15 protein-coding genes and 1 tRNA gene are annotated in these 15,709 nt (G+C 74.0%); 10 read left to right on the top strand and 6 right to left on the bottom strand.

All coding sequences use genetic code 11. The annotated features are described in order from the left end of the window. Positions 1–132: 132 nt before the first annotated feature. Together DEI92_RS12960 and argS are read right to left on the bottom strand one after the other, a co-directional pair. Entirely contained in the window at positions 133–909 is a 777-nt protein-coding gene (locus DEI92_RS12960) for an LmeA family phospholipid-binding protein (protein ID WP_111013774.1), read from the bottom strand. Positions 910–912: 3 nt separating this feature from the next. Beyond that, positions 913–2,577, bottom strand: coding sequence for an arginine--tRNA ligase (gene argS, locus DEI92_RS12955; RefSeq protein WP_111013773.1), 1,665 nt, complete (start codon positions 2,575–2,577; stop codon positions 913–915). 115 nt (positions 2,578–2,692) lie between these two features. Between argS and DEI92_RS12950 the strand changes: the two genes are divergently transcribed. Next, positions 2,693–3,295 carry a hypothetical protein gene (locus tag DEI92_RS12950; RefSeq protein ID WP_111013772.1) on the top strand — a complete coding sequence of 201 codons (603 nt, stop codon included), beginning with the start codon at positions 2,693–2,695 and terminating at the stop codon, positions 3,293–3,295. A gap of 219 nt (positions 3,296–3,514) precedes the next feature. After that, positions 3,515–3,589 (top strand) — tRNA-Arg (locus DEI92_RS12945). A gap of 72 nt (positions 3,590–3,661) precedes the next feature. On the opposite strand, the gene DEI92_RS12940 is transcribed toward DEI92_RS12945, so the two are convergent. Beyond that, positions 3,662–4,624 carry a zinc-binding alcohol dehydrogenase family protein gene (locus DEI92_RS12940; protein ID WP_258370197.1) on the bottom strand — a complete coding sequence of 321 codons (963 nt, stop codon included), beginning with the start codon at positions 4,622–4,624 and terminating at the stop codon, positions 3,662–3,664. An 86-nt stretch (positions 4,625–4,710) separates the two neighbouring features. Between DEI92_RS12940 and DEI92_RS12935 the strand changes: the two genes are divergently transcribed. Together DEI92_RS12935 and DEI92_RS12930 are read left to right on the top strand one after the other, a co-directional pair. Continuing rightward, positions 4,711–5,181, top strand: a complete 471-nt coding sequence (locus DEI92_RS12935; protein WP_111009210.1) for a MarR family winged helix-turn-helix transcriptional regulator — start codon at positions 4,711–4,713, stop codon at positions 5,179–5,181. Between the two features lie 9 nt (positions 5,182–5,190). Further along, the gene (locus DEI92_RS12930) at positions 5,191–6,213 is read left to right on the top strand and encodes a Gfo/Idh/MocA family protein (protein ID WP_111013771.1); all 1,023 of its coding nucleotides are present in this window, start codon (positions 5,191–5,193) and stop codon (positions 6,211–6,213) included. Positions 6,214–6,385: 172 nt separating this feature from the next. On the opposite strand, the gene DEI92_RS12925 is transcribed toward DEI92_RS12930, so the two are convergent. Continuing rightward, the gene (locus DEI92_RS12925; protein ID WP_111013770.1) at positions 6,386–6,589 is read right to left on the bottom strand and encodes a hypothetical protein; all 204 of its coding nucleotides are present in this window, start codon (positions 6,587–6,589) and stop codon (positions 6,386–6,388) included. 245 nt (positions 6,590–6,834) lie between these two features. Between DEI92_RS12925 and DEI92_RS12920 the strand changes: the two genes are divergently transcribed. The 5 genes from DEI92_RS12920 (at position 6,835) to DEI92_RS12900 (ending at position 12,810) form a co-directional block, all read left to right on the top strand. Further along, entirely contained in the window at positions 6,835–8,844 is a 2,010-nt protein-coding gene (locus DEI92_RS12920) for a YgcG family protein (protein WP_111013769.1), read from the top strand. Positions 8,845–8,909: 65 nt separating this feature from the next. Beyond that, positions 8,910–9,623 (top strand): PspA/IM30 family protein, encoded by a 714-nt coding sequence (locus tag DEI92_RS12915; RefSeq protein WP_111013768.1) that lies wholly within the window; start codon positions 8,910–8,912, stop codon positions 9,621–9,623. Between the two features lie 53 nt (positions 9,624–9,676). Next, positions 9,677–10,498, top strand: a complete 822-nt coding sequence (locus DEI92_RS12910) for an arginase family protein (protein ID WP_111013767.1) — start codon at positions 9,677–9,679, stop codon at positions 10,496–10,498. Between the two features lie 64 nt (positions 10,499–10,562). Beyond that, positions 10,563–11,963, top strand: coding sequence for an NAD(P)/FAD-dependent oxidoreductase (locus DEI92_RS12905; protein ID WP_111013766.1), 1,401 nt, complete (start codon positions 10,563–10,565; stop codon positions 11,961–11,963). Between the two features lie 19 nt (positions 11,964–11,982). Next, a complete protein-coding gene (locus DEI92_RS12900; RefSeq protein WP_111013765.1) occupies positions 11,983–12,810 on the top strand; it encodes an SDR family NAD(P)-dependent oxidoreductase in 828 nt (275 codons plus the stop codon). Between the two features lie 6 nt (positions 12,811–12,816). Here the strand turns inward: DEI92_RS12900 and DEI92_RS12895 are convergent, their stop codons facing one another. Together DEI92_RS12895 and DEI92_RS12890 are read right to left on the bottom strand one after the other, a co-directional pair. Further along, entirely contained in the window at positions 12,817–13,728 is a 912-nt protein-coding gene (locus tag DEI92_RS12895; protein ID WP_375342162.1) for an ABC transporter ATP-binding protein, read from the bottom strand. Continuing rightward, positions 13,725–14,645, bottom strand: coding sequence for a siderophore-interacting protein (locus tag DEI92_RS12890; RefSeq protein ID WP_111013763.1), 921 nt, complete (start codon positions 14,643–14,645; stop codon positions 13,725–13,727). The genes DEI92_RS12895 and DEI92_RS12890 overlap by 4 nt, the downstream gene beginning before the upstream one ends. A gap of 74 nt (positions 14,646–14,719) precedes the next feature. Here DEI92_RS12890 and DEI92_RS12885 point away from each other — a divergent pair, with 74 nt between their 5' ends. After that, the gene (locus DEI92_RS12885; RefSeq protein WP_111009219.1) at positions 14,720–15,637 is read left to right on the top strand and encodes an alpha/beta fold hydrolase; all 918 of its coding nucleotides are present in this window, start codon (positions 14,720–14,722) and stop codon (positions 15,635–15,637) included. Positions 15,638–15,709: the final 72 nt, after the last annotated feature.

The raw sequence follows: 15,709 nt of genomic DNA, 5'->3' as shown, positions 1-15,709 counted from the left end.
TGTGTATAAGAGACAGGGGGCCTTCCGGGGTGGTACGGGGCCCGGGACCACCGGGCCGGTCCAGCCTACCGAGCCGCGGCGGGCCTCCCGGCCGGGTGGACGCGGGGCGTCACGACGGGCCGACCCGTGGGATCAGGAGCACGACCCGGTCGTGCGGAGCGCGTCGTCCGACAGCGGCACGTGCGCGGCGTCGATGCGGATCGTGGCGGCCGAGGCCGTGATCGCGATCGACCGCAGACGCAGCGCGGCCGGGAGGTACCGGGCCGTGCACACGTCGACCGGCGTCCCGGAGACGCCGGGGATGCGGCCGCCGACGTCGATGCCGAGCGCGCTGTTCGTGACGCGCACCTGGTGTGGGGTGATCGTCACGCCCCGTCCGCTCGCCGCTGCGGCGACCGCGGCCGTGACCTGGTACCGGATGTCGGTGCCCAGGAAGCGGGTGCGCCCGGCGTACGCGACGCCGCCGTCGCGGAGACGGACGTCCCCCGCCACCTGGTCGAGCACGCCGGCCTGCCGCACCGCGGACGCGGTGAGACGCACCGTGCCGTCGGCGCGACCCGTCCGTCCCGTCCCCCGCACGGGCACGTCGTGCACCGTGGCGTCGACCGCGAGCGGGACGCCGCGCACGGTCAGGTCGTGCGTCGTGACGTCGACGTCGTCGAGTCGCCCGGCGACGAGCTGCGGGATGACCACGCCGTGCGCGTCGGCGACGACGTGGCCGGCCGTGCCGGACGGGAGGGACGACTCGATCCGGTCGGCGATCGTCCGGTCGACGACGTGCCGCAGGACGAGCTCGGCGACGACCGCCAGGACGGCGAGGACCAGCACGAGGACGACCAGGACGACGACGCCGCGGCGCCCGCGGCGCCGGCCCCGAGCGCCGCCGGCGGTCGCCGTCGCTGCCGACACGCGCTACATCCGCTCGGGTGCGGTGACCCCGAGCATCGTCAGGCCGTTGCGGACGACCTGCCCCGTGGCGTCGTTGAGCCAGAGGCGCGTTCGGTGCAGGTCCGTCACGGGTTCGTCGCCGAGCGGCGTCACGCGGCAGGCGTCGTACCAGCGGTGGTACAGACCGGCCAGCTGCTCGACGTACCGGGCGACGCGGTGCGGCTCCCGGAGTTCCGCCGCCTGGCGCACGACGCGCGGGAACTCGGCGAGCGCGCCGAGCAGTGCGCTCTCGGTCTCGTGGGTGAGCAGCGAGCCGTCGAAGACCGACCGGTCCACGCCGCTCGCCGCGGCGTTGCGGTCCACGGCGCACGTCCGGGCGTGGGCGTACTGGACGTAGAACACCGGGTTGTCGTTCGTGCGCTTGACGAGGAGGTCGAGGTCGATGTCGATCGCCGTGTCGGATGCGAAGCGGACGAGGGCGTACCGGCCGGCGTCGACGCCGACCGCGTCGACGAGGTCCTCCATCGTGACGACGTTGCCGGCCCGCTTCGACATGCGCACGGGCTCGCCGTCCTTGAGCAGGTTGACGAGCTGGCCGATGAGGATCTCGAGGTTGACACCGGGTTCGTCGCCGAAGGCGGCGCACATCGCCATCATCCGGCCGATGTAGCCGTGGTGGTCGGCGCCGAGCATGATGAGGTTCCGCTCGAACCCGCGTTCGCGCTTGTCGAGGTAGTACGCGATGTCGCCCGCGATGTACGCGGGCTCGCCGTCGGACTTGATCACGACGCGGTCGCGGTCGTCACCGAACGTGGTCGTGCGAAGCCACAGGGCGCCGTCTGCCTCGTACATGTGCCCGAGCTCGCGGAGGCGGGCGATGGCGCGCTCGACGGCCTTCGACTCGTGCAGCGAGTTCTCGTGGAAGTAGACGTCGAAGTCGACGCCGAAGTCGTGCAGGGACGCCTTGATGTCGGCGAACATGAACTCGACGCCCTCGCGCCGGAAGAGCTCCTGCGCCTCGTCCCGCGGGAGGTCGGCGACGTCGCCGTCGAAGGTGGCGAGGACCCGGGCGGCGATCTCGGTGATGTAGGCACCGCCGTAGCCGTCCTCGGGGGTGGGCTCGCCGAGGGCGCTCGCGAGCAGGCTGCGGGCGAAGCGGTCGATCTGGCCGCCGTGGTCGTTGAAGTAGTACTCACGGGTGACGAGCCCGCCCTGCGCCGTGAACACGCGCGCGAGGCTGTCGCCGACCGCGGCCCAGCGGACGCCGCCCATGTGGATCGGGCCGGTCGGGTTCGCGGAGACGAACTCGAGGTCGATCCGGACGCCGTCGTAGAGGTCGCCGCGCCCGAACGCACCGCCCTCCTCGACGATGGTCCGCGCGATCGCTCCGGCGGCGGCGGCCTCGAGCGTGATGTTGATGAAGCCGGGGCCGGCGACGTCCACCGCGTCGACGCCGTCGAGCTCGGTGAGCTCCCCGGCGATCTCGGTGGCCAGCTCACGCGGGTTCGTCCCGAGGCGCTTGGCGAGCTGCATGGCTGCGTTCGAGGACCAGTCCCCGTGTGCCCGGTTGCGGGGGCGTTCGAGGGCCGCGTGGGACTCCCCCACCACGACGGTGTCGGCGGCGCCCCGTCGCTCGACGATCCCGGCGAGGATCGACAGGTACGCGGCGGAGAGTTCGGCTGGGGTCACGGCGGTCGAGTCTACCGGGGCGTCGTCGCACGGTCCGCGCCGCGGCGACGGCTCGTGCGCGCCGCGCTGCGAGCGGGGTTCGCGCGTCGGGGACGGGGTGCGTCATCATGGTCGGATGACCTCCCGCACCCTCGTCCGGGCGATCACCACGGTCGCGATCGCCGCTGCGAGCGTGCTCGCCGTCAGCGGGTGCACCGGTGGCCACGCGTCCTCCGCCGGACGGAGCGGGACGACGTCCTCCTCGACACCCCCGGCGCCGATCGGCACCCGCGTCGACGTCCCCTGCGCGGCCCTGGTGCCCGAGCAGGTGCTCGCCACGTACGGCCGGACCTTCACGCTCGACACGGACGCGACACCGGCGCACGGCAGCACGGCGGCCGGCATCGCGGCGGAGCGCGGGGACGTCTGCACCTGGCGGGACGCCAGCGGCGGCGCTCGTCTGACGCTGGCGGTCGCCTCGCTGCCGGAGTCGACCCTGACGAAGCTCAAGGACACCCTGTACGAGGACAGCAACAGCGTGCCGACGTACACCGTCGAGGGCTACTTCGAGGCGCGGAAGGGCATCGGGCGGGCCGATGCGTTCACGGATCCGTACTGGATCCACGTGGAGTCGACGGTGTTCGGTGAGCCGGGCGACGCGCAGCCGGTCGTCGACGCGGTCCGCACGGCCCTCTCGTCCGCCACGGCGAGCGCGTCCGCGACGCCGCAGGCCGGGTAGCGCGGTTCAGAGGCCGATGTGACACGTGCCCTCCGGGGCCGGGCAGGGGACAGTCCGTCGACCGCCTCGTGGCACGCAGCGGTGGCCCGGCCCCGGCGCTGACGTCGACGACGGCGAGCAGCGGGCGACGGATCGGAGCGGGTCGTCCATCCGCTGCCCGGGCAGCGTCACCGGTGTCCGGGAGCGGTCGTGGGACCTGCTACGGTGGGAGCACCCCGGGCCCCCATAGCTCAGGGGATAGAGCACTGCCCTCCGGAGGCAGGGGCGGAGGTTCGAATCCTCCTGGGGGCACCATCGGTCGCTCAGGCCGTCCGTCGCTAGGCCGTCCGTCGCTCAGGGCCGTCCGTCGCTCAGGCCGTCCGTCGTTCACGGCACGACCACGATCCGCTGCCCAGGCTCCTCGTCCCGACCCCACGCATGCTCGATCTCGCCGAGCGCGACGGGAACGGGCTCGACCACGATGCCGCCCGCGTCGATCTCCGCGACGAGGGACGGCAGCTCGGCCAGGTAGCCCGCCGGCGAGACCGCACCCTGCCCGTTGCCGAGCAGCCGGAGGTCCGCGCCGCGGAGCACGGCCGACGGCAGCGAGATGTCGGGTCCGGCCACGGACCCGATCTGGATCCAGTGGAGCGCGGCGCTCCGGTCCCTCCTGGCGGTGAGGACGGCGCGGATCGCCTGTTCGGTCGGCGCGCCCCAGAGGTAGTCGAGCACGATGTCGACGTCGGCGGCCGCCGCACCGAGCGCGGCGTCGGCGGCCGGTACCCCGAGCTGCACGAGGCTGTCGGCGCCGACCTCGGCGAGGGCGTCGAGGCGCCGCCGGTCCCGACCCGCCGCGACGACCCGCCCCGCGCCGAGGTGCTTCGCGATGCGGACCGCCATGGAGCCCGCGCTGCCGGTGGCGCCGAGCACGAGGACGGACCGTCCCGGGCGGACGGGGACGCGGCGGCGGAGCGCGACCCACGACGACATCGCGGGGTTCATGGTGGCGGCGACGCGGAGCGGGTCGATGCCGTCCGGCAGGACGACGGAGCGACGACGGTCGACGACGGCTCGCTCGGCCATCGTCCCGATCACGTCGTCGTCCGCGACGAAGTACACGAGCGCCCCGTCCGCGCGCCGTCCGACGGCGTCGACGCCGGGGACCATCGGCAGGACGCCGGTGCTCGTGTAGTGGGCACCCGCCGCACCCGAGCGGGTGCGCGGATGGAGGCCGACGGCGACCACGTCGACGAGTTCCTCGTGGCCGGAGCGCGGTTCGGGGACCGGGACCGCACCGCTCCGGGGTGGCTCGCCGAACGCGGTGACGACAGCGGCGTGCATGGTGGGCATCGGTTCCTCCTCGCGCCACACCGATTTGGTACGTGGCACAAACCAGTTTAGTTGGTGCCACGTACCACCACAAGTACGATGTCCGTGTGACCACTGCTCCGGACCCCGACCTCGGGATCGTCGACGCACTCGCACAGCTGTCGTTCCTCGTCCAGAACACGCTCGCCCGCACCGCGGACGCCGACGACCTGTCGCTCGTGCAGACCCGCCTGCTCGGCGTGCTCCGCGACCGGGAACCGGGCATGCGAGAACTCGCGGCCCTGCTCGACCTCGACAAGTCGAGCGTGACCGGACTCGTCGACCGAGCGGAGCGGCGCGGCCTGGTCCAGCGCGTGCCGTCCCGGGAGGACCGACGCATGGCCCACGTGCGACTCACCACCGCCGGACGCGACGTCGTGGACCGCGTCACGGCCGCCTTCGGTCGGGAGGTCGAGGACATCGTCGCTCCGCTCGGACGGGACGACCGCGACGTACTCCGAACGCTCGCCACCCGGGTGCTCGCCGCTCGGGCGGAGACGACCGGCGTCGAGCTGGTGCCGACCGCACCGCGTCCCTAGGCTCGGCATGTGTTCACGTTCCCCGAGCCCGACGTCCCTCCGCTCCGCGGTGGCCCCGCCCTCCGGTGGGGCGTGATCGGGCCCGGGGAGATCGCGAACGACTTCACCGCCGCCCTGCACGCGGCCACCGACCAGCGCGTCGTCGCCGTCGGATCACGATCGCGTGACCGGGCTGCGGCCTTCGCCGACCGGCACGGCGTACCCCGGGCCCACACCTCGTACGAGGACCTCGTCGGCGACCCCGAGGTCGACGTCGTCTACGTGGCGACCCCGCACGTGCACCACGCCGAACAGGCACTCCTCGCGATCCGCGCCGGCAAGCACGTGCTCGTCGAGAAGCCGTTCACGACCTCCGCCGCCGACGCCGTCCGGGTCGCGGACGCCGCACGAGCGGCAGGGGTGCTCGCGATGGAGGCGATGTGGACGCGGTACCTGCCGCAGTCGGCCGTCCTCCGGGCCTGTATCGACCGTGGCGACCTCGGCGAGGTCCACCTCGCGCTCGTCGACGTCGGCTGGCCGCACGACCTCGGCGGCCTCGACCGCATCACGGACCCGGCGCTCGGCGGCGGCGCGCTGCTCGACGCTGGCGTGTACGGCCTGTGGTTCGCACAGTTCGCGACGGGGGCACCGGTGCGCATCGACGCGACGGGACGGACCAGCCGAAGCGGGGTGGACCTCCAGTCCGTCGCCGTGCTGACCGGCGCGACCGGCGCTCAGGCGTCGGTGACGACCACCATGCTCGCCTCGACCGACGGGCTCCCGACCATCGCGGGCACCGAGGGCACGGTCCGGTTCACCGAGCACTTCGTGTTCCCGGCCGCGTTCACGCTCCGCCTCGGGGACACCGTGCACGCCTGGCGCGACCGCTCGGGCCTCCGCGGCCGGCAGGGACTCGTCTGGCAGGCCGTCGCCCTGGCGGCGTGGGCCACCGAGGGCCGCACGGACTCCCCCGTCCACTCACTCGACGACTCGATCACGCTCATGCGCACACTCGACGAGGTCCGACGACAGGTCGCGCTCGCGCGCACGTGATCCCGCCGCGCGCCACACCGTCGCCCGCGCCGATGCCCCTGACGACGGGCCCGGACGGCGTCGGCCCACCACCGCACGAAGCGGGGCGGGCCGACGACGACGGGGCCGCTGATCAGGCGTGGGTCAGCCCGATCAGGCGTGGGTCAGCCCGATCAGGCGTGGGTCAGCCCGATCAGGCGTGGGTCAGGGCGATGAGCGCGACGTTCATGGTGGAGTACATCCCCTCGGACCGCGTCGCCTGACGCACCCGTCCTCGGAGGACCTCGTACCGCCCGTCGCGCTCGCGCACGAACCCGATGACACCGCTCGCCGGTGTCGACACCCGGTGGAACCCGTCCTCGAGGGGGACGACTTCTGTCCTGGTCGCTCGCTCCATTGCCCGCTCCCTTCGTCGCCGATGCCGGTCCATGCTACTCCCAACTCGGGGGACATGGACGCCGGACCCGGAGGTCCTGCCCGGGAGCCGCGGGAGGAGTGACGCGCCCCGACGGGGTACGAACGCCACCCCGCGCGGACGCGGTCCACCGACCGCCCGGCGACACGGCCACCCAGCGGTGCGGCTCGCTAGACTCCGGGGTCCCAGGGTCCTGCGGCCCACCGCCCGCGGCACGAGGAGGACGGATGCGCGGAACCCGCGACGGCAGCACACGACGAGGACGACACCCGTACGCTCGTCGGGCCGCCGGGCTCGTCACCGTGCTGCTCGCGGCGCTCACCGTCCTCGGGCCGGCCGCCGGCGCATCGGCCACCGCACCGGTCGACCTCGACGGCGCCTACGTCGTCGACGACGCGAACGCCCTGAGCACCGCCCAGGAGCACCGGGTCCGGAAAGCGCTCGACGACCTCTACGACCAGACCCACACCCGGCTGTTCGTGGTCTACGTGCCGCGGTTCACGGACCCGTCCGACCAGGCGGCGTGGGGACGCGCGACGCTCGAACGGAACCAGCTCGACACCGACAGCGTGCTGCTCTCCGTCGCGGTCGACGATCGCGTGTACAACGTCACGCAGTCGGACACGTCCACGACCCTCTCGAAGGACGACGTCCGGACGGCCACCGACGACGACCTCGTCCCGAGACTGCGCGCCGACGACTGGGACGGCGCCGCGACCGCGTTCGCGCAGGGACTGGCGGCCACCCAGGCACCGCCCGACCTGACGTGGCTCTGGGTCGTGCTCGCGGTGGTCGTGGCCGGTCTCGTCGTCCTCGTGCTCGTCATCCGGGCCCGGAACCACCGCCGCGCTGCCCGTGCCGCCGCTGCCGAGGCCGCGGACCTCGCCGCCCTCGAGCGTCGTGCCGGTGTGGCCCTCGTCACCATCGACGACGAGATCCGCAGCGCCGACCAAGAGGTCGGGTTCGCCGTCGCACAGTTCGGCACCGACGCCGCCGCACCGTTCACCGCAGCACTCGACCGCGCCCGACGCGCGGTGCGCGAGGCCTTCACGCTCCGCCAGCAGCTCGACGACGAGGTCCCGGACTCCCCCACCGACCGTGCCGCGTGGTCGCGGCGCATCGTCGAGATCTGCTCCCGCGTGCACGGGGAGCTCGCCGAGCAGACGGCGGCGTTCGACGCGCTGCGCGCACTGGAGGACGGCGTCGAGGCGAACGCGGCCCAGGTGACCGCCGCGCTGCCCACGGCGAGACGGCAGGTCGCCGACGCGGACGCCACGCTCACCACGCTGCGCGGCCGGTGGACCGGACGCACCATCGCGACGGTCGACGGCAACGTCGACCAAGCACGCGACGTCCTCGCGTACGCCGACGAGCGCGCACGCGCCGCGACGGACGCCATCGCGAGCGGCGACCGTGGTCAGGCGGTGATCGCCGTCCGCGACGCGCAGCACGCCCTCGCCCAGGTCGCCCAGCTCGCCGGGGCCGTCGCGAGCGCACCTCGGACCTTCGACGAGACCGCCGGTCGTGTCGAGGCTCTCCGTGCCGATGTCGAGGCCGACGTCGCAGCCGGTCGATCGCTCCGCGACCCCGGCCCGGACGTCACGACCGCCGTCGCGCGCGCCGCGACCGTGCTCCGCCAAGACCTCGACCCCCGCGATCCGGTCAGTGCGCTCGACCGCCTCACGCAGGTCAACGCCGCCATCGACACCGCACTCGCTGCCGCCCGGTCGCGCGAGGAACGCCGCCAGCGGGCCGCGGCCGCGCTCGACGCCGCACTCCGTGACGCCCGGGCCCGGATCGACCAGGCACGGGACTTCATCTCGATGCGGCGTGGCGGCATCGGGCCCCGCGCCCGGACCCGCCTGTCCGAGGCTGAGCGCGCCTTCGACGACGCCGTGCGCGCCGCCACCTCCGACCCCGACACGGCGATCCGCGCAGCGCGCGCCGCCGAGCAGTACGCCGCCGCGGCGATGGACGAGGCCGACCAGGACATGGGCGGTTGGCCGGGCGGCGGCGGCTCGAACGGCGCGCAGCTGGGCGGGCTCGTGACCGGTCTCGTGCTCGGCGGCATGTTCGGCGGTCGCGGCGGGGGCTTCGGCGGCGGGTACGGCGGCGGCTTCGGCGGCGGCGGCTTCGGAGACGGCGGCTTCGGAGACGGCGGCTTCGGCGGCGGCGGCTTCGGAGACGGCGGCGGGGGCGGGGACGGCGGCGGCTTCTCCGGCGGCGGCCGGTTCTGATGACCAACCGGACGCACGGGCGTTCCGGGACCAGTGACGACACCACCACCAGAAAGGACACGACCATGGCGAAGCAGACCATCTTCGGACGGATCGCGCAGCTCGCGAAGGCGAACATCAACGCGATCATCGACAACGCGGAGGACCCCAAGCTGGCGCTCGACCAGCTCGTCCGCGACTTCACGAACAACATCGCCGACGCCGAGAGCGCGATCGCCCAGACGATCGGGAACCTCCGTCTCCTCGAGCAGGACCACGCGGAGGACGTCGCCGCCGCCGCCGACTGGGGCCAGAAGGCAGCGAGCGCGAGTGCCGCAGCGGACCGCTACCGCGCCGAGGGCAAGACCGCGGACGCCGACAAGTTCGACGACCTGGCCAAGATCGCGCTCGGTCGGCAGATCAGGAGCGAGCAGGAGGCGAAGGACGCCGAACCGCAGATCGCCGCGCAGACGGAGGTCGTCGATCGGCTCAAGTCCGGACTCGAGCAGCTCAAGCAGAAGCTGGTCGACCTCAAGGCGAAGCGCGACCAGCTCGTCGCGCGGCAGAAGACCGCCGAGGCGCAGTCGCGCGTCAACGAGGCCATCGGCAGCATCGACGTCATGGACCCGACGAGCGATCTCGCCCGGTTCGAGGACAAGATCCGCCGCGAGGAGGCCCGGGTGCTCGGGCAGCAGGAACTCCAGGCCTCGAGCCTCGACGCGCAGTTCCAGAGCCTCGACGACCTCGGCAAGGACGCCGAGGTCGAGGCGCGACTGGCGGCCCTGAAGAACGGACACTGAGCCGCACCGCCCCGCTCGGCGACGACGCCGGACCGAACTGACAGGATGGGGACGTGCAGTTCCTCGTGGTCGGTCAGTGGCAGGGTTCGGCGTCGTCCCGCGCGATGCGACTCGCCGACGGCGCGAGCGCGATCGCCGCGGACCTCCCACGGTCGGCCACCACGACCGTTCCGATCCCGGCGGGCGCCGGCGACCGGCTCGAGACGGCCGTCGCCCGCTACACCGCGGTCCGCTCCGTCGCCGAGGCGGTGAGCGAAGAGGTCCGGGTGGCCACCGAGCCGGTCCTCACGATCGGTGGGGACGGCGCCGTGGTGCTCGGCGCGGCCGCCGTGTGCACGCCGACCACCGCCCTGGTCCGCCTGTCCGGGTCGAGCGGGTTCCGGCCCCTGAACCGCGCGCAGCCCGTCGCCGCCGAGACCGCCGCGGTCCGCCTGCTGGTCGACCGCCCCGACGACCTGTTCCCGGAGGCAGTGACGTTCGCCGCGCCGATGGTCGTCATCGCGGGCACCCGCGGCCTCGACGACGTCGAACGTGCGGCGCTCGCTCGTGCCGACGTGCGCGCCCTCGACGCGGACGACACCGACACAGCCTCCCTCCGCGCGGCTGTCGTGGCCACCGGGGCCGACAGCGTCTTCGTGCACATCGACCTCGACGTCCTCGACCCGTCCGAGGTGGACGGCCTGCTCGAACCCGTGCCGTTCGGTCTGGGCGGGGGGACGCTCGTCGACCTCATCGCCGCCGCGACGGACGGCCGACGCCTCGTGGGCGCCGCGCTGACCGGCTTCGCGCCGGTGGATCCCGACCGGGCCGTCGACGACCTCGGTGTGATCCTCCGGGTCGTCGGGGCGTTGTCCGCCGCCGCACGCATCTCCTGACCCGTCCGCACCAGCCGGGAGCCCGCCCGGAGCGGAGCGCCCCGTCTCGCGTACGCTCAGCGGCATGACGGACTACGACCTCATCGTGATCGGTGCCGGAGCGGTCGGCGAGAACGTGGCGGACTACGCCCACAAGCGTGGCCTGTCCACCGCCATCGTCGAAGCGGAACTCGTCGGGGGTGAGTGCTCGTACTGGGCCTGCATGCCGTCCAAGGCACTCCTCCGCAGCGGGCACGCGGTCCGCGCCGCCCAGCGGCTCGGCGGCGCGGCGGAGGCCGTCACCGGGACGGTCGACCCCGCGGCCACGTTCGCGCGCCGCAACGGGTTCACGAGCAACTGGCAGGACGACAGCCAGGTGTCGTGGCTCGACTCGGCCGACATCGCCCTCATCCGCGGCCACGCCCGCATCACCGGACCGCGCACCATCGAGGTCGACGGCGTCGAGCACCGGGCACGTGCCGCCGTCGCCGTCGCCACGGGCTCCCTCCCGCAGCTCCCCGACATCCCGGGGCTCGCCGACGCGGCGCCGTGGGGCACCCGCGAGGCCACGAGCGCCCAGTCAGCGCCGGACAGCTTGCTCGTCATCGGCGGCGGGGTCGCCGGCTGCGAACTCGCCACCGCGTACGCGTCGTTCGGCACCACCGTGACCCTCGTGGCCCGCGGCGGCCTCCTCGGTGCGATGGAGCCCTTCGCGGGCGAGATGGTCACCGACGCACTCCGCGAGCTCGGGGTCGACGTCCGCATCGGCGCGACGCCCGTCCGGATGGATCGCGACGAGCACGGACTCGTCACCGCCACGTTCGAGGACGGCTCGACGCTCGTCACGAGCGAGGTCCTCGTCGCGACCGGACGGACCGCGCACACCGCGGAGCTCGGCCTCGAGACGGTGGGCCTGACCCCCGGCGCGTGGCTCGACGTCGACGACACGATGCTCGTGCACGGGACCGACTGGCTGTACGGCGTCGGTGACGTCAACCACCGCGCGCTCCTCACGCACCAGGGCAAGTACCAGGCCCGGGCGGCGGGCGAGGCGATCGCCGCCCGGTTCCAGGGGACGCCCCTCCAGACCGCTCCGTGGGGCGCGCACGTCGCGACCGCCGACCACGCCGCGGTCCCCCAGGTCACGTTCACCGACCCGGAGGTCGCGAGCGTCGGACTGACCGAAGCGGCCGCCCGGCAGCAGGGCCTGAACGTCCGCGCGGTCGAGTACGACCTCGGTGCCGTCGCCGGCTCGGCGCTGCAGGCGGACGGCTACACCGGACGGGCGAAGGCCGTCGTCGACGAGGACCGCCATGTGCTCGTCGGCGTCACGTTCGTGGGGCAGGACGTCGCCGAGATGCTGCAGGCCGCGACGGTCGCCGTGGTCGGGGAGGTCCCGATCGACCGGCTCTGGCACGCGGTCCCGGCGTACCCGACGATGAGCGAGATCTGGCTCCGACTGCTCGAGACCCTCGGCCGACCGTAGTCGGAACGGAGACGACGCCATGCGGACCGACCACCCCCGTACCATCGCCCTCACCGGCGCCAGCTCCGGCATCGGTGCCGCCGCGGCGCGCGCCCTCGTCGCCGACGGCCATCGCGTCGTCGTCATCGGGCGCGACCCGGATCGCACGGCCCGGATCGCGGACGAACTCGGGATGCCGCGGTTCGTCGCGGACCTCGACCGCCTGGAGGCCGTGCACGGCCTCGCGGCGGACCTGCGGCGGGAGGTCCCGGACCTCGACACCCTCGTCAACAACGCCGGTGGCCTCGTGTCCCACCGCTCGCGGACCGTCGACGGGTTCGAGACGACCCTGCAGCGCAACGTGATCGCGCCGTTCGTGCTCGCGAACGCACTCGCGGACGTGCTCACCGCGGCACAGGACGGTCGGATGGTGGTCACCGCGAGCCTCGCGCACCGCTTCGGGCACGTGGTGCTCGACGACCTCGACGGCGCGCGGCGACCCTGGTTCGGCGGCTGGCGCGCGTACGGCACCGCCAAGCTCGCAGCCGTCCTCCTGACCCGGCAGTGGACCCAGCGCACCGGCGTCCCGGCGTACTCGTACCACCCGGGGCTCGTCGCGACGGGCTTCGGGGCCGACTCCCCCTCGATGCGGCTCATGTCGTTCGCGACGGGTGGGAACTACGGTCTCTCGCCGGAGGCGGGTGCGGTCGGACTCGTCCGGCTCGCTGGCGACGACGTGGTCGAGGAGCGGCCCGGCACGTACCTCGACGGGCTCAACGCCGGGACGCTGTCCCGCGAGGCCCGGGACGACCGCGTGGGTGCCGAGCTCTGGGAGCGACTCGCGGCCGTGGTACCCGGCTGGAACTGAGGCGGGTCAGTCCGCCTCGCGGACCGTCGCCGACTCGGCGTCCCCACGGACGGTCGAGGCGGCGCGCCCGCCGGTGCCGTCAGCGCCCCGTGCGGCCGAGCGCGCGGCCGCGGCGGCGCCCGCGCGCGGGACGACGAGCGGCGTGCCGGTCTCCGGGTCCGGGACGACGACGCACGGCAGACCGAAGACCCGTTCGACGAGGTCGGCCGTGAGCACCTCGGCGGGCGGCCCCTGCGCGACGATCCGCCCGCGGTCCATGGCCACGAGGTGCGTCGCGTACCGGGCGGCCTGGTTGAGGTCGTGCAGCACGGCGACGACGGTGCGCCCTGCCGCGTGCAGCGAGGCCGCGAGCTCGAGGACGTCGTACTGGTGTGCGATGTCGAGGAACGTCGTCGGTTCGTCGAGGAGCACGACGTCGGTCTGCTGGGCGAGGACCATCGCGATCCACACCCGCTGGCGCTGGCCACCCGAGAGCTCGTCCACGCTCCGGTCGGCGAGCGCCGCGGTGCTCGTCTGCTCGAGCGCCGCGTCCACGGCCGCGCGGTCGTCCGCGGACATCGGGTGCCAGAGGTCCTGGTGCGGGTAACGACCGCGCGAGACGAGGTCGCGCACCGTGATGCCGGCCGGCGCGACGGGGGTCTGCGGGAGCATCGCCACGCGTCGGGCCACGGCCTTCGACCGGTACGAGCGGATCGGCCGGCCGTCGAGGGACACCGTGCCCGCGGTCGGGGTGAGCGTGCGCGCGAGCGCCTTGAGCAGCGTCGACTTGCCGCAGGCGTTCGGCCCGACGATGACGGTGAGCTCCCGGTCCGGGACGTCGATGTCGAGCGACTCGACGACGACGCGGTCGTCGTACGCGAGGGTGAGCCCCCGCGCCGCGAGCACCGGGCTCGGTGTGCCGGTCGTGGTCCCGCTCAGCACTCGGCGCGCCCGCGGCGCCAGTACCCCATGAAGGCCACGGAGCGCCGGTCCATGCCGGCCCCACGGACGAGGTGGCGGCGGATCTCCTTGACACATCCGGCCTCGCCCGCGATCCACGCGTAGACGCTGTCGTCGGCACGGTCGTCGTCCGGGACCTCCCAGAGGATCCCGTTGTCGACGTCGACGTCCGCCAGGACCGGTGCCGCGGTCGCGGCAGCCCGGGAGGCCCGGTGTGCGAGCGCCCACGACCGCACCTGCTCCGTCATGTGGAGGCCGTGGTCCGCGCCGTTCCGCGGGAGCCAGGTGACCTCGACCCCGCGCGGTGCGGCCACCGGAAGCCGGTCGGCCTCGGTCGGGACCTCGATGAAGACGTGCCCGACGGTCCCCGCGTCGAGGGCTTCGAGGATCGCGCAGATGGCCGGGGCGGCGGTCTCGTCGCCCGCGATCATGACGCGCTGCGCGCTCCCGGGTGCGAACTCGGCGGCGCCCCGTCCGGTGTCGGCCTCGGCGCGGGTCCCCCGCGCGACGACCGGTCCGACGACGCGGAGCTCGTCACCGACCGTGGCGCCACCGACCCAGCGCGACGCCGGTCCGATGTCGCCGTGGTCGACGAAGTCGATGTCGAGCTCGCGCGCGGCCGGCCGGAACGACCGGACCGTGTAGGTGCGGATCGGGTTGCGGCGCTCGTCGGGCAGCGCACGCCAGGCGGTGAACCAGTCCCCGGCGTCGTCGCCCGGGACGCTCTCGTAGCCACCGTGCGGCAGTGGCAGGACGACCTTGATGCGCTGGTCGAGACCGACGGCGGCGAAGTCGGCGAGTTCGTCACCCGTCAGCGTCACGCGGACGAAGTGCGGCGTGAGGGGCGTGATGCGCAGGACGCGCACCGCGAAGGTCCTGTACCGGGTCGACACCATCCGAGTATGGCATGCCTTACCTAAATCACCGCAGCCGGTCCAGCAGGTGATCGGCGGACTGCCAGGATGTCGGGGTGACCGAGCCCGACCCCGACGAGTTCAGCGACCTTCCCGCACTCGCGGCGCACCTCGGCGTGACGGAGCCGCTCCGGGCCTCCCGGCTGACCGCGACCGTCGGCGACGGTGCCACGGTGAGCGCCGTCCGCTGGCGCGCCACCGCCGCGGCGACCCGGGATGCCCACGACGTCCGCGTCGTGTTCCTGCACGGCGTCGGACTCGAGGCGCACACGTTCGACGCGACCGCGCTGCTGCTCGGCGTACCGGCACTCGCGGTCGACCTGCCCGGACACGGCCGGTCCTCGTGGCGGGCGGACGCCGTCTACTCGGCGGACACCGTCGCGCCGGCCGTCGTCGACGCGCTCGACGCGCTCGGCACGCCCCCCGTGGTGCTCGTCGGCCACTCGCTCGGTGCGATCGTCGCCGCCCGCGTCGCCGCGATCGCGCCGGGCCGCGTGACCGGTCTCGTGTTGCTCGACATGTCACCGGACTTCACCCAGCGCGCCGTGGACCGCATCGTCCGCGCCCTCGAGGAGGAACCCGACTTCGCCGACCTCGACGAGGTGGTCGTGCGGGCCCTGGCACTCCGGCTCGGCGACGACCCCGTCGCGCTCGCCCGGGAGGCCCGCCACGCCACCCGGCGCGCCCCCGACGGCCGGTGGGTGCGGCGGCACCACTTCCCGCACCTCGAACCGGGGGCGGCGCACATCGGTCGGTTCGCCGACGCGTGGGACGACCTCGAGTCCCTCCCAGTGCCCGTCCTGCTCGTGCGCGGGGACCGCGGCTACGTGTCCCAGGCCCTCGCCCGCCGGTTCGCGGAGCGATTGCCGTCGGCCCGGATCGTCACGGTCCCCGCGCGACACACGGTGCAGACCCAGGCGCCGCGGGAACTCGCGGACGTGCTCCGGCGTTGGGAGCCGTCGAACCCCCGGTGACCGCCTGCCGGTACGCTCGTCCGAGCGCACCGCGGCGACCGCCGCCGTCCGCACGGAAGGAACCCCCACGAC

This window comes from Curtobacterium sp. MCBD17_034 (genome assembly GCF_003234515.1).
Lineage (GTDB): Bacteria > Actinomycetota > Actinomycetes > Actinomycetales > Microbacteriaceae > Curtobacterium.
The sequence above is the reverse complement of the archived record's forward strand: the minus strand, read 5'-3'. Positions and strand labels throughout refer to the sequence as shown.